This window comes from Streptomyces omiyaensis, assembly GCF_014650895.1.
Lineage (GTDB): Bacteria > Actinomycetota > Actinomycetes > Streptomycetales > Streptomycetaceae > Streptomyces > Streptomyces omiyaensis.
This window is the reverse complement of sequence record NZ_BMVV01000002.1, coordinates 361725-375832: the sequence shown is the minus strand read 5'-3', so window position 1 is coordinate 375832 and position 14108 is coordinate 361725. Positions and strand designations below refer to the sequence as shown.

The window sequence follows — 14108 nt, the reverse complement described above, 5'->3', positions numbered from 1 at the left end:
ACACATGAAGCTCGCTGTCGTGGGGGGCGGATCGACCTACACCCCCGAACTGATCGACGGATTCGCGCGCTTGCGCGGCACCCTGCCCATCACCGAACTCGTCCTCGTCGACCCCGCCGCCGACCGGCTCGACCTCGTCGGCGGCCTCGCCCGGCGGATCTTCGCCAAGCTGGGCCACGACGGGCGGATCACCACCACCACCGACCTCGACGCCGCCGTCGAGGGCGCCGACGCCGTCCTCCTCCAGCTCCGCGTCGGCGGCCAGGCCGCCCGGAACCAGGACGAGACCTGGCCGCTGGAGTGCGGCTGCGTCGGCCAGGAGACCACCGGCGCCGGCGGCCTCGCCAAGGCGCTGCGCACGGTCCCCGTCGTCCTCGACATCGCGGAGCGGGTCCGGCGCGCCAACCCGGACGCCTGGATCATCGACTTCACCAACCCCGTCGGCATCGTCACCCGCGCGCTGCTGAGGGCCGGGCACAAGGCCGTCGGCCTGTGCAACGTCGCCATCGGCTTCCAGCGCAAGTTCGCGAAGCTCCTCGACGTGGCCCCGTCCGAGGTCCACCTCGACCACGTCGGCCTCAACCACCTCACCTGGGAGACCGGCGTCCGGCTGGGCGGTCCGGACGGCGAGGACGTGCTGCCGCGGCTGCTCGCCGAGCACGGCGACACGATCGCCGCCGACCTGCACCTGCCGCGCCCGGTGGTGGACCGGCTCGGCGTCGTCCCCTCGTACTACCTGCGCTACTACTACGCGCACGACGAGGTGGTGGAGGAGCTGCGCACCAAGCCCTCGCGGGCCGCCGAGGTCGCCGCCATGGAGAAGGAACTCCTGGAGATGTACGGCGACCCGGCGCTGGACGAGAAGCCGGCGCTGCTCGGCAAGCGCGGCGGCGCCTTCTACTCGGAGGCGGCCGTGGACCTGGCGGCCTCGCTGCTGGGCGGCGCGGGCTCCGCGTACCAGGTGGTGAACACCCTCAACGCCGGCACGCTGCCCTTCCTGCCGGACGACGCCGTCATCGAGACCCAGGCGGCGGTCGGCCCGGGCGGCGCGGTGCCGCTGCCGGTCGCCCCGGTGGACCCGCTGTACGCCGGGCTGATCGCGAACGTGACGGCCTACGAGGACCTGGCGCTCGACGCGGCCCTGCGCGGCGGCCGGGAGCGGGTCTTCAAGGCGCTGCTCGCCCACCCGCTGGTCGGGCAGTACGCCTACGCCGAGCAGCTCACCGACCGGCTGATCGCCCACAACCGGGAGCACCTCGCGTGGGCGTGAACCTGGACGGGGTGCTCCTCGCGGTCGACGCGGGGAACAGCAAGACCGACGTGGCGGTCCTCGCGCCGGACGGCACGGTGCTGGGCACCGCGCGCGGCGGCGGCTTCCAGCCCCCGGTGGTGGGGGTGGCGGAGGCCGTCGACGGACTGGCGGAGATCGTGGGGCGGGCGTGGGAGGCGGCCGGCGGCGCCGGACTCCCGCCGGCCTTCGCCCACGTCACCGCCTGTCTGGCCAACGCCGACCTGCCGGTCGAGGAGGCCGCGCTGGCGAAGGAGCTGCTGGGGCGGGGCTGGAGCCGGTCGGTGCGGGTCCACAACGACACCTTCGCGATCCTGCGGGCCGGGCTCGACGAGCCGCGCGGGGTCGCGGTGGTCTGCGGCGCGGGCGTGAACTGCGTGGGCATGACCCCGGACGGGCGGACCGCCCGCTTCCCGGCGATCGGCCGGATATCCGGGGACTGGGGCGGGGGCGGCGGCCTCTCCGAGGAGGCCCTGTGGTTCGCGGCCCGCGCGGAGGACGGCCGGGGCGAGCCGACCGAGCTGGCCCGGGCGCTGCCCGCGCACTTCGGCCTGGGGACGATGTACGCGCTGATCGAGGCGCTGCACCTGGACCGGATCCCGCACGCGCGCCGGCACGAGCTGGCTCCGGTGCTCTTCCGGGTGGCGGCGGAGGGCGACCCGGTGGCGCTGTCCCTGGTGCACCGGATGGCCGACGAGGTCGTGGCGCTGTCGACGGTGGCGCTGCGACGGCTCGGACTCCTCGACGAGGAGGCGCCGGTGGTGCTCGGGGGCAGCGTGCTGGCCGCCCGGCACCCGCAGTTGGAGGACCGGATCCGCGAACTCCTCGCCGAGCGGGCCCCGAAGGCGGCCGTCCGCTTCGTGACGGCGCCGCCGGTGCTCGGCGCGGGGCTGCTCGCCCTCGACGAGTACGGGGCCGGGCCGGAGGCGGCGGAGCGGCTGCGGGCGCGCTACGCGGCCCGATAGGCCGTGCGCGGTGGGGCGGTCTCCTTCCGGAGACCGCCCCACCGGCATGTTCACCTGTTCGAGCGATCCCCCCGGACGGAACCGATCGGGGGGATCCGGCGTATTCAGAGTGAAAGGTGTTCGAAGAGGGTTCGAGGAGAAGCCGGGGAGAGTCCGGGGACGGACCGTGGACCGGTCGGGAAGGATCCGGGGAGGCGGCGGGAGGGGCTCGGCCGCGGAACTCCCCGGGGAGTGGGGCACGATAGGCACAAGATCGTGTCATTCCCGGTGTGCGGGCGGGTCCCCTGCGGCCATACTGCTCGCCGGGGTCGATCGACGTCGAGACCGAGGGGGAGGTCACGTGACACACCCGCCGAGCGCGCCCGCCGGGGCGGCGCGGGGCGCGGCATCCGCGCCCGCGCGGCCGGCCGTGCCGGGTCAGGTCTCGCGCGCCGCCGCCGTCGGTGCCGCCCCGCCGCCCGCGCGGGGCGCGTGGGCGACCGGGCGCGAGGTGCTGCGGGAGGCCGCGACCACCGAGCCCGGGCGGCTGCGGATCCTGGGCGCCGTCCTCGCGCTCCTCGTGCTGGCGCTGGGCACGGTCGCCGGGCTGGAGGCGGCCGACCGGGCCGGCTCCGCCGAGGACGTCGTCGGACGCAGCCAGCCGCTGAGCGCCGACGCCGCCGCGATCTACCGCTCCCTCGCCGACGCCGACTCCACCGCCGCGGCCGGCTTCCTCGCCGGGATACTCGAACCCGCCGAGTCGCGCGCCCGCTACGACCGGGACATCGCGACCGCCTCCCGTCTCCTCGTGAAGGCCGCGGCGAACACCGACGGTTCGGACGAGTCGGCCCGCGAGATCACCACGCTCAACGAACTGCTGCCGCGCTACACCGGTCTGGTCGAGCGGGCCCGCGCCGCCAACCGGCAGGGCCTGCCCCTCGGCGGCGCGTACCTGCGGTACGCGAACCAGGAGATGACGACCCGGCTGCTGCCCGCCGCCGAGCGGCTCTACGCGGCGGAGACCGCCCGGCTGCACCGGGACGACGACGAGGCCCGCGTCTGGCCCTACCTGGCGCTCGGCGCCGGGGCGCTCGCCCTCGCCGTCCTGGTGTGGGCGCAGCGGCGGGAGTACCGGCGCACCAACCGGGTGTTCAGCCGGGGGCTGCTCGCCGCGACGGCCGCCGCCGCGGCGGTGCTGCTCTGGCTGTCCGGGGCGCACGCCCTGGCCCGGGCCGGCCTGGGGTCCGCCCAGGCCGAGGGACAGCAGTCGCTCCAGCTCCTCAACGAGGCGCGGATCAGCTCCCTCAAGGCGCGGGCCAACGAGAACCTGACCCAGGTCGCCCGGGGCGCCGTGCTCACCGAGGACGGGCAGAACGACAAGTACGAGGTGGAGTACGCGACCGGCATGGCCGCGCTCACCGACGCGCTCGCCCGGGCGACCCGGCTCGCCGACGACGAGGCGGGGCGCGCCCCGCTGGCCGAGGCCACGGCCCGGGCCGGCGAGTGGCGGGAGCGGCACGCCGCCGCGCGCAAGGTCGGCGAGGACGGCGACTACCGCGGCGCCCTCGACCTGATCATCGGGCCCAAGGACCAGGCGGAGCCGAAGGGATCGGCCGGCTGGTCCTTCGACCAGGTCGACGCGGCCCTGGAGCGGGCCCTGGCCCACGAGCAGGAGGAGTTCACCCGCTCCGCGCGCGGGGCGGTGGACGCGCTGACCGGGCTCCCGCTGGGGGCGGCGGCGCTCGGCGCCCTGGGCGCCCTGGGCGCGGTGCTCGGCATCAACCGAAGACTGGCGGAGTACCGGTGAGAGGGGGCGGAATGACCCACGGCGGCGAGCCGGTGGCGCGACGGGCGGCCCGGCGGCTGCGGGGCTGGGGCGGCGTGGCCGCGATGGGCGTGGCGTGCGCGCTGACCGCCTCCCTCACCCTCCTGCCGCTGGCCGGCGACGCGGACGGCACGGCCTTCCCGGCCGCTCCCTCCGGCCCGGGCGTGGGCACGGGGATCCAGGTCAGGGCCGACACCTGCGAGAACCCGCAGGCCTCGCTGCGGCCCTCGGCCGTGGACGGCCCCTCCGTCGCGGCGATCAAGGAGCGGGGCAAGCTGATCGTCGGCGTCGACCAGTCCAGCTACCGCTGGGGCTTCCGGAACCCGGAGACCGGGACCCTGGAGGGCTTCGACATCACCCTGGCCAAGGCGATAGCCAAGGACCTGCTGGGCGACGAGGACGCGCTCGTCCTGCGGGCCGTGCCGACGAACCAGCGCATCGCGGCGCTGGACAGCGGCAAGGTCGACCTGGTCGTCCGCACGATGACGATCAACTGCAAGCGGATCAAGCAGGTGGCGTTCTCCACCGCCTACTTCCGGGCCGGGCAGCAGGTGCTGGCGCCGAAGGGCTCCCCGATCACCGGTCACGACGAGACGCTGAAGGGGAAGCGGGTCTGCACCGCCGAGGGCTCCACGGCCTACGAGGCGCTGGAGGAGAAGTCCTTCGGCGCGGTCATCGCGGACGAGGACGACGGCACCCCCGCCGACCGGGACCTGCTGACCGTCCCCAACCAGCTGGACTGCCTGGCCAGGCTCCAGATGGGCGAGGTCGACGCGGTCGTCACCGACAACGCGCTGGCGGCCGGACAGGCCGCGCAGGACCCGGCGGTGGAGCTGAAGGGGAAACCGTTCACCGAGGAGTACTACGGGGTGGCCGCCAAGCTCGGCAACGACGACCTGGTGCGCCGCGTCAACAAGGTCCTGGAGGACTACCGCAAGGGCGCCTGGCAGAGCGCGTACGGCATCTGGCTGGAGGCGGGGCTCGGGAAGGCCGAGCCACCCCTCCCGCTGTACCGCTAGCGGGCCCGGTCCGCCGCGGGAGGAACGGCACGAGCGGCACTGGCGACGAGCGGCCCCGCACCGGGGCGGAGGAGATGAGGAGAGCGATGGGCGTCACGGGACCCCCTGGGCCGGTGATGGACCGGGACGAGGTGGACCGTGCGCTGGCGCGCCTCGGCGCGGAGCACAAGGCGGTCGAGGACTCCCTCCTCGCCCTCCAGGACCACGCCGGGCGCCGGCTCCTCGAAGGGGCCGGGCTGACCGGCACCACCCGGGAGCGCTGGGCGGCGACCGAGCGGACCATCACCGTCCTCTGGAGCTGCTTCGACGCGTACACGGCGGCGCTGCGGGCGGCCCGGGAGATCCGGTCCCGCCGCAAGTGGCCGCACCGCGAGGAGCTGGCCGAGCTGACCGAGCGGCTGCGCGGCGACTCGGTGCACGTGCCGGGCGGCGCGGGCGAACGGGCCCTGCTGACCGAGCGCTTCACCCTCGACGGGCTGGTGCGGCGGATGAACGAGCTGTACGCGGCCTCGCTCGACGTGGTGGTGACCGCGGACGCGGTGTGGTCGGCGCTGCCCGCCCGGATAGACCTGCTCGCCGCCGAGCTGGGCCGGACCCGGTCCCTGGCGCACTCGGTCGGGGTGCGGCCCGGCGAGCACCCGGCCGGCGACGAGCTGGAGACGATCACCGCCGAGCTGACCGAGCTGCGGTCCCTGGTCGTCACCGACCCGCTGGCCTTCTGGCGTCCGGCGGCGGGGAGTTCGGCGCCCGGCGGGGGCCGCCCCGACACGGTGCGGTACGACCGGGCGGCGCTCGCCCTGGAGGACGTGCGGCGGGAGATCGAGGCCGTCCTCGCGGTCCGGCAGGACTCCGAGGAGCGGCTGCTGCGGCTGCGGGACGTGCTCTCCCGCGCGGACCGGACGCTCGCGGAGGCCCGGGTGGCGCGCGGCGAGGTGCTCGCGAAGATCGCCGCCTCCGAGGTGCCGGCCGTGAGCGGCCCGCCGACGGCGCTGCAGGAGCGGCTCCAGGCCGCCGCCGAGCACCGCCGGCACGCCCGGTGGCACCGGCTGTCCCCGCTGCTCGACGCGCTGGAGCGGGAGGCGGAGGAGGAGCTGCTGCGGGCCAGGGACTCGCTGACGGCGGTGACCGCGCCGCTCGCGGTGCGGGCGGAGCTGCGCGGCCGGCTCGACGCCTACCGGGCGAAGGCGATCCGGCTCGGCGGGGCGGACGACCCGTTCCTGACCGAGCGGTACGACATGGCGCGCCGGATGCTGTGGAGCGCGCCCTGCGACCTGCGGGTGGCGGAGCAGGCCGTGCTGCGCTACCAGCAGGCGGTGGCGGACCTGCTGTCCGGTCCGTCGGAGACGGGAGGACGACAGTGGTGAGCGGTCAGAGCGGGCCGGGCTGCCAGCGGCCCACGTGCGAGGGCGCGTACGAGGACGTGGGCGGCGGCGAGCTGTACTGCGACACGTGCGGGCTCGCGCCGGTGGTGGCGCCCAGCGGGCACCTCCAGGCCAATCCGACCGGGGTCGCGGTGCCGGGGAAGCGGAGCGGCACGGGGACGGGCGCGGGCTTCGGCGCGCCGTCCGAGGCGGCGGCCTGGGGGCCCGACTCGGCGTCGGCGCGCAGCGGTTCGCGCGCCTCCTCGCGGGCCTCCTCCCGCTCCTCGTCCTCCCGCCGCTCGGTCTCCGGCCGGCTCTCGCGGGCGCTGTCCGGGCAGGCCACGGGCCGTTCGGTGTCGGTGCGCAGCTCCGGCTCGTCCACCGCGCAGTCGGCCCGCAAGCGGCTCGGCGCGGGGCTCGTCACGATCCCGGAGGTGCCGCGCCCCGACCCGCGCGCGGCGGTGATGGCCGCTCCCGAGGTGCCCGAGCGGAAGCGGTTCTGCTCGCGCTCCGACTGCGGTGCGCCGGTGGGGCGTGCGCGCGGCGACCGGCCGGGCCGCACCGAGGGCTTCTGCACCTCGTGCGGGCACCCGTACTCCTTCGTGCCCAAGCTGCGGTCCGGGGACGTGGTGCACGGGCAGTACGAGGTGGCCGGGTGCCTGGCCCACGGCGGCCTCGGCTGGATCTACCTCGCCGTCGACCGGGCGGTCTCGGACCGGTGGGTGGTCCTCAAGGGCCTGCTCGACACCGGCGACCAGGACGCCATGGAGGCGGCGATCTCGGAGCGCCGCTTCCTCGCGGAGATCGAGCACTCCAACATCGTCCGGATCTACAACTTCGTCGAGCACCTCGACCCGCGCACCGGCTCCCTGGACGGCTACATCGTCATGGAGTACGTGGGCGGCAAGTCGCTCAAGGAGATCGCCAACGACCGGCGCACCCCGGAGGGCCGGCGCGACCCGCTCCCCGTCGAGCAGGCCTGCGCGTACGGCATCGAGGCGCTGGAGGCGCTCGGCCACCTGCACAGCCGCAACCTGCTGTACTGCGACTTCAAGGTGGACAACGCGATCCAGTCCGAGGACCAGCTGAAGCTCATCGACATGGGCGCGGTCCGGCGGATGGACGACGACGAGTCGGCGATCTACGGCACGGTCGGCTACCAGGCGCCCGAGGTGGCCGAGGTCGGCCCCTCCGTCGCCAGCGACCTGTACACGGTGGCCCGCACCCTCGCCGTGCTCACCTTCGACTTCCAGGGCTACACCAACGTCTTCGCGGACGCGCTGCCCGAGCCGCAGCACATCGAGGTCTTCCAGCGGTACGAGTCGTTCTACCGGTTCCTGGTGCGGGCCACCGACCCGGACCCGGCGCGCCGCTTCGCCTCCGCCGAGGAGATGGCCGAGCAGCTGACCGGGGTGCTGCGGGAGGTCGTCGCGCTCCAGTCGGGGCGGCCCCGGCCGGCGCTCTCCACGCTCTTCGGCGCCGAGACCCGGGTCACCGACACCGTGCTCTTCGCCGAGGACTCCGGCGACGTCTCGGTGCTGGGCGCCCGCCGCACCGGCCGGGCCCGGCGCTCCGCTCCCCCGCCCGCGGCGGGCGTCCCCGCCGGTCAGGGGCTCGGCGCGCTGCTCGCCCCGCTCGACGTGGCGGCCACCGCGCTCGCGCTGCCGGTGCCGCGGGTGGACCCGGCGGACGCCAACGCCGGCTTCCTCGCCGTGCTGCTGGCCGCCGCCCCCGCCGAACTCCTCGGGGCGCTGCGGGCCGCGCCCGCCGACACCCCCGAGCTGCGGCTGCGCGCCCTGCGGGCCCAGCTCGACCTGCGGGACATGGTCGCGGCGGGGCAGACGCTCGGCGCCCTGGAGCAGTGGGACGCGGACGACTGGCGGGTGGTGTGGCACCGGGGCGTCGCCTCGCTGGTCGGCGGCGACCTGACCCACGCGGCGCTCGCCTTCGACGCGGTCTACGACGCCTTCCCCGGCGAGCCCGCGCCCAAGCTGGCGCTCGGCGTCTGCGCGGAGGTGCTGGGCCAGCTCGACAACGCGGCCGAGTACTACCACCTGGTGTGGACGACCGACCCCGGATTCGTCGGCGCCGCCTTCGGGCTCGCCCGGGTGCGGCTCGCCGCCGGGGACCGCGCGGGGGCGGTCGCCGCGCTCGAATCCGTACCGGAGTCCTCCATCCACTACACGGCGGCCCGGGTCGCGGCCGTCCGCGCGCGGCTGCGGCGGCGCCCGGCGCACGAACCGCTCGGCGACGACCTGACGGCGGCCTCCGCACAGGTCTCGGCGCTGGGCGGCTTCGGACTCGACCCGGTGCGCCGCGAGCGGTTGGCGACCGAGGTGCTCGGTACGGCCCTGGACTGGGTACTCTCCGGGAGTCCCGGTGCCGCGCCGGGCGGCGGGGAGCCGCTGCTCGGGAGCGCACTGGACGAGAGCGGGCTCCGCTCCGGCCTGGAGCGCGCCTACCGGGTGCTGGCCCGGCTCGCCCAGCGGGGCGAGGAGAGGATCGAACTGGTGGAGCGGGCCAACCGCTACCGCCCCCGGACGTGGGTGTGAGGATGTCCCAGAAGCCCCAGCCGCCGTCGCACGGCCTCGCCGTCTGCCCGAACCCGGAGTGCGCCGAGCCGGTGGACCCCCGGGACCGCTACTGCGGGGCCTGCGGCCACGACCTGTCGGCCACCGTCGAACTGCCGGCCGGCCAGGACCGGCCGACCATGCCGATCGCCGCGCCCGTCTGGCCCGAGGCGCCGCCCCGGGAGCCGGGTTCGCTCTCGACGATGACCCAGCACCCCGGCGACCTGCCGGGCACCGACTCGGGCGGGCGGGACCTGCCGACCGTGCCGGTGGGCGTGGGGCCGGGCCCCGCGGCCGGGCCGGTGCGGACGGACGGGCCGGTGCCGCCGAGCGGGGAGACCGTGCGGGGCGGCGGCGACTTCGAGCTGGCCGCGCCGGACCCGCGGGCCGCCGTGCGGGCGGAGCCCGCGCCCGCCGCGGGCGAGGCCGCCGCGGAGGTGCCCGAGGGGGTCTGCGTGGCCTGCCGGGCCGGGCGGGTCGACGGGGACGGCTATTGCGAGAACTGCGGGCACGCCCAGCCCCGCGAGCGCGACCACATGGAGCGGGAGCTCGGCACCGTCGCCGCGGTCAGCGACCGCGGCCTGCGCCACCACCGCAACGAGGACGCGTTCGCGATCACCGAGAGCACGCTGCCCGGCGGCCGGCCGGCGACGGTCGCGATCGTCTGCGACGGCGTCTCCTCCGCCCACCGCCCGGACGAGGCGTCCGCCGCCGCGGCCCGCGCCGCGGGCCGGGTGCTCGGCGAGGCCCTGCCGCGCGGCACCCATCCGCAGCAGGCCCTGCACGAGGCGATCGTCGCCGCCGCCGAGGCGGTCACCGCCCTGGCCCGCACCGCCGGCCCCGACGGCGACGGTGCCGACTCCCTGCACGGCGGCAACTCGCCGGCCTGCACCATCGTCGGCTCCGTCGTCGCCGACGGACTGCTCGTCGTCGGCTGGGTCGGCGACAGCCGCGCCTACTGGGTGCCCGACGACCGCTCCGCGCCCGCCGCCCGGCTCACCGAGGACGACTCGTGGGCCGCCCAGATGGTCAAGGCGGGCCTGATGAACGAGGAGCAGGCGTACGCGGACGAGCGCGCCCACGCCATCACCGGCTGGCTCGGCGCCGACGCGTACGAACTGGAGCCGCACACCGCCGCGTTCAAGCCTGACCGGTCCGGTGTGGTGGTGGTCTGCACGGACGGCCTGTGGAACTACGCGGAGGCCGCCGACGCCATGGCCGCGGTCGTCCCCGCCGACGCGGCGCTCCGGCCGCTGCACGCGGCCCGGGTCCTCGTCGGCCACGCCCTCGACGGCGGCGGACACGACAACATCACGGTCGCGCTGACGCCGTTCGCCCCGCCGCCGGCGGGGGCAGGCTCCTCCTGATCCTCCGTCACCATCCGTCCCGCGCCGCCGCCGCACCGGTACCGCACCCGCCACCACACCGTCGCCGAGGAGCCCACACCAGATGGCGAACTTCGCCAAGCCGTCCGTGCCGCAGTTCTCGGTGGACGTCTACCAGAACGAGTACCTGCCGGTCGGCGGGCGGGACGTCGACGCCGTCGTCACCGTCACCGCGACCGGCGGCGGCACCAGCGGCGCGGGCGGCGTCACGGCCGGCGGCCCGGCCGGCGTGGTGATCATGGTCGACTGCTCGGGCTCCATGGACTACCCGCCGGCCAAGATGGAGGGCGCCCGGGCCGCGACCGCGGCCGCCGTCGACACCCTCCGCGACGGCACCTCCTTCGCCGTCGTCGCCGGCAACCACGTCGCCACCCCCGTCTACCCGGCGCACGGGCGGCTCGCCGTCGCCGGCGCCCGGACCCGCGCGGAGGCCAAGGAGTCGCTGGCCCGGCTCACCCCCGACGGCGGCACCGCCATCGGCACCTGGCTGCGGCTCGCCGACGCCCTGCTCGGCGGCGAGGACCTGGCCATCCGGCACGCCGTCCTGCTCACCGACGGGCGCAACGAGCACGAGTCGCCCGAGGCGCTGCGGGCCGCGCTCGACGCCTGCGCGGGCCGCTTCACCTGCGACGCGCGGGGCGTCGGCACCGACTGGGAGGTCAAGGAGGTCACCGGGATCGCCTCGGCGCTGCTCGGCTCCGCCGACATCGTCGCCGACCCGGCCGGGCTCGCCGCCGACTTCACGGCCATGATGGAGAACGTCATGGGCAAGGGCGTCGCCGACGTGACGCTGCGGCTGTGGACCCCGGTCGGCGCGGAGCTCGTCTTCGTCAAGCAGGTCGCCCCCTCGGTCGTCGACCTGACCGGGCGGCGCGCCGACACCGGGCCCCGGGCCGGGGAGTACCCGACCGGCTCCTGGGGCGACGAGTCCCGCGACTACCACGTGCGCGTCCGGGTCCCGGCGAACGCGGTCGGGCAGGAGATGCTCGCCGCCCGGGTCTCCCTGATCGTCCCCGACCCGGCCGGCGGCGACGCCCGGCCGGTGTCCCAAGGACTGATACGGGCGGTGTGGACGCACGACGTGGCGATGACCACCACGATCAATCCCCAGGTCGCGCACTACACCGGCCAGGCGGAGCTCGCGGACGCCATCCAGGAGGGCCTGGACGCCCGCAAATCGGGCGATCGGGACGGAGCGACCGCGAAACTGGGGCGCGCGGTGCAGCTCGCGGCCGCCTCGGGCAACGCGGATACCGCGAAACTCCTTTCGAAGGTGGTGGACGTGGTCGACGCGGCGGCGGGTACTGTGCGGTTGAAGGCGAAGGTCGCGGAGGCGGACGAGATGACACTCGAGACCCGTTCCACCAAGACCGTTCGCGTCAAGAGGTAGCCCGGCCCGCCGGGCCGGACGACGAGAGGGGGAAGCACCGACATGCCGACCTGCCCGAACGGACACCAGTCGGTCTCCGACGACTGGTGCGAGGTCTGCGGCCATCGCATGGCCGGGGCGGGTGCGCCTGCGGGTGCCGTACCGCCTCCCCCGCCGCCGCCCCCCGGCCCTCCGGGCCCGCCGCCGCCCGCCTACGGCTACCCCCACCCGACCCCCCAGGCCGGCCCGGCCGCCCCTCCTCCCCCGGGCGCCCCGGCCGGCCCCTCCGCTCCCGGCGGCCCCTCGGCTCCCGGCTTCCCGGGCGGCCCCGGCGGTCCCGCCTTCGCCGACGGCCCGGGCGGTCCCGGTGCGCCCGGTGGTCCGGGCTTTCCCGGCGGGCCCTCGGCCCCGGGCGGCCCCGGTGCTCCGGGCGGCCCCGGCTACCCCGGCGGCGGACCGGGAGCTCCCGGGGGCCCCTCGGGACCCGGCTTCTCCGGCGGACCGGCCGGCCCCGGTACGCCCGGCGGCCCCGGCTTCTCCGACGGTCCCGGCGGTTCCGGCCCCGGTTTCCCCGGCGGTCCGGGCGGCTCCGGCGGTCCGGGCTTCCCCGGCGGCCCCGGTGCTCCGGGCGGCCCCTCCGCCCCCGGCGGTCCGGGCGGCCCCGGCGCGCCCTCGTTCTCCGGCGGGTCCGGCTTCGCCGACGGCCCCGGTGGCCAGGGAGGCCCGGCCGGTTCCGGCCGCCCCGGCTTCCCCGGTGGTCCCGGCGCGCCCGGCGGTCCCGGCGCACCCAGTGGTCCCGGCGCTCAGGGTGGCCCCGGCCACCCCGGCGGCTCCGACTTCTCCGGCGGCCCTGCCGGCCCCGGCAGGCCCGGTGCTCCGGGTGGTCCCGGTGGTCCCGGCTTCCCCGGTGGACCGGGAGCCCCCACGGGCCCCGGCGGTCCCGGCTTCTCCGACGGTCCCGGCGGTCCCGGCCCCGGTTTCCCCGGCGGCCCGGCGGGCGGACGCGGTCCCGGCTTCCCCGACGGCCCCGGCGCCCCGGCGGGCCCCGGTCGGCCCGGTTTCCCCGACTCTCCGGACGGGCCCGGCGGCCCGGGCGGTCCCGGCTACCCCGGCGGCCCCGGCGCGGGCTCCGGCCGCCCCGGCGGTCCCGGCGGTCCGGGTGCGCAGGGCGGCCCCGGCCACCCCGGCGGCCCCGGTGCTCAGGACGGTCCCGGCTACCCCGGCGGTCCCGCCGGTGGCCCCGGCCACCCCGGCGGTCCCGGCTACCCCGGCGGTCCCGCCGGTGGCCCCGGCTACCCGGGCGGTCCCGGTGGCTCCGGCGGTCCCGGTGCGCCCTCGTTCTCCGGTGGCCCCGGTGCGGCCGGTGGTGCGCCCGCGTCCGGGTTCCGGGGCGGGCCCGGGGGGACGCCTCCCGGGGGGTTCTCCACGAGCGGGGATCCGAACGCCACCGCGCAGGCGGAGCTGTGCCCGCAGTGCCGGACGCCGCGGGAGCACATGGCGCCGTACTGCGAGGAGTGCCGCTGGAACTTCCTGACCGGTACCGCGACCTCGTACACGCCGATCGCGCCCGCGCCGCAGCCGAACCGTCCGGCGGGGCCCCCGCCGGGGCTGAACCTGCCGCCGGGCTTCCAGTCGCCCGCCGGGCCGCCCGCGCCGGAGCGGCCGGGTCCGGCCGCTCCGCAGGATCCGTTCGGCTACCACGACTCGCGGCCGTCGCAGGTGAACCGGCCGGCCGAGCCGCTCGGCGCCGAGCCGACCCACCACCAGGCTCCGCCCGGGTACGCGGCCCAGGCCCCGGCCCCGCCGGCGCCCGCGCAGCCGCGCGCCGACGACGACTGGGTGCTCTCCCCGCCGTCCCAGCCCGGTCCGCAGCAGCACGCGCAGCAGTCGCCTCCGCAGCAGCAGTTCCAGGGCGCGCCCGCTCCGCAGGGGTGGACCGCGCACATCGGGCCGGACCGCGACTACTTCATGGCGATGATGCGCAGGAGCGGGCCGGAGGCCTCGGGGCTCAACCTGCCCGCGTACGCGCCGCCGAAGCAGCTGCCGCTCCAGGGCAACCAGGTCTCCATCGGACGGCGCCGGCACTCCACCGGAGAGGCCCCCGACATCGACCTGGCGGTGCCGCCGGAGGACCCGGGCGTCTCGCACCAGCACGCCGTGCTCGTGCAGCAGCCCGACGGCTCGTGGGCGGTGGTGGACCAGAACTCCACCAACGGCACGACGGTCAACGGCGGCGAGGAGCCGATCCAGCCGTACGTCCCCGTCCAGCTCCAGGACGGCGACCGGGTGCACGTCGGCGCCTGGACGACGATCACCGTCCGCCGCGGCTGAGACCCGTCCCGTACCG

9 protein-coding genes are annotated in these 14108 nt (G+C 76.8%); all 9 read left to right on the top strand.

Annotated elements, in window-relative coordinates; all coding sequences use genetic code 11:
• Window positions 1-4 precede the first annotated feature (4 nt).
• The 9 genes from IE287_RS04610 to IE287_RS39600 all read left to right on the top strand — a co-directional run bounded on the left by IE287_RS04610 (window position 5) and on the right by IE287_RS39600 (window position 14092).
• The gene (locus IE287_RS04610; protein ID WP_189847570.1) at window positions 5-1270 is read left to right on the top strand and encodes a 6-phospho-beta-glucosidase; all 1266 of its coding nucleotides are present in this window, start codon (window positions 5-7) and stop codon (window positions 1268-1270) included.
• The gene (locus IE287_RS04605; RefSeq protein WP_189847569.1) at window positions 1261-2253 is read left to right on the top strand and encodes an N-acetylglucosamine kinase; all 993 of its coding nucleotides are present in this window, start codon (window positions 1261-1263) and stop codon (window positions 2251-2253) included. Before IE287_RS04610 ends, IE287_RS04605 begins: the two co-directional genes overlap by 10 nt.
• A 340-nt stretch (window positions 2254-2593) precedes the next feature.
• Window positions 2594-4039 (top strand): GlnX family signal transduction membrane protein, encoded by a 1446-nt coding sequence (locus IE287_RS04600; protein WP_189847568.1) that lies wholly within the window; start codon window positions 2594-2596, stop codon window positions 4037-4039.
• Window positions 4040-4050: 11 nt separating this feature from the next.
• Window positions 4051-5076: a glutamate ABC transporter substrate-binding protein gene (locus IE287_RS04595; protein WP_189847567.1), complete on the top strand. Its 1026-nt coding sequence runs from the start codon at window positions 4051-4053 to the stop codon at window positions 5074-5076.
• 86 nt (window positions 5077-5162) lie between these two features.
• Complete coding sequence (locus IE287_RS04590; RefSeq protein WP_189847566.1) at window positions 5163-6440, top strand: M13 family metallopeptidase; 1278 nt, start codon at window positions 5163-5165, stop codon at window positions 6438-6440.
• Complete coding sequence (locus tag IE287_RS04585; RefSeq protein ID WP_189847565.1) at window positions 6437-8989, top strand: serine/threonine-protein kinase; 2553 nt, start codon at window positions 6437-6439, stop codon at window positions 8987-8989. Before IE287_RS04590 ends, IE287_RS04585 begins: the two co-directional genes overlap by 4 nt.
• Window positions 8986-10374 carry a PP2C family protein-serine/threonine phosphatase gene (locus IE287_RS04580; protein WP_373307802.1) on the top strand — a complete coding sequence of 463 codons (1389 nt, stop codon included), beginning with the start codon at window positions 8986-8988 and terminating at the stop codon, window positions 10372-10374. The genes IE287_RS04585 and IE287_RS04580 overlap by 4 nt, the downstream gene beginning before the upstream one ends.
• 82 nt (window positions 10375-10456) lie before the next feature.
• A complete protein-coding gene (locus IE287_RS04575; RefSeq protein ID WP_189847563.1) occupies window positions 10457-11782 on the top strand; it encodes a vWA domain-containing protein in 1326 nt (441 codons plus the stop codon).
• A 42-nt stretch (window positions 11783-11824) separates the two neighbouring features.
• Window positions 11825-14092 (top strand): FHA domain-containing protein, encoded by a 2268-nt coding sequence (locus tag IE287_RS39600; RefSeq protein ID WP_229883273.1) that lies wholly within the window; start codon window positions 11825-11827, stop codon window positions 14090-14092.
• The last annotated feature ends 16 nt before the right edge of the window (window positions 14093-14108 follow it).

What these genes read in the sequence shown, in the direction of transcription:
- IE287_RS04610 (WP_189847570.1), top strand. Translation starts at nt 5, where the DNA reads ATGAAGCTCGCTGTCGTGGGGGGCGGATCGACCTACACCCCCGAACTG.
- IE287_RS04595 (WP_189847567.1), top strand. Translation starts at nt 4,051, where the DNA reads ATGACCCACGGCGGCGAGCCGGTGGCGCGACGGGCGGCCCGGCGGCTG.
- IE287_RS04590 (WP_189847566.1), top strand. Translation starts at nt 5,163, where the DNA reads ATGGGCGTCACGGGACCCCCTGGGCCGGTGATGGACCGGGACGAGGTG.
- IE287_RS04575 (WP_189847563.1), top strand. Translation starts at nt 10,457, where the DNA reads ATGGCGAACTTCGCCAAGCCGTCCGTGCCGCAGTTCTCGGTGGACGTC.
- IE287_RS39600 (WP_229883273.1), top strand. Translation starts at nt 11,825, where the DNA reads ATGCCGACCTGCCCGAACGGACACCAGTCGGTCTCCGACGACTGGTGC.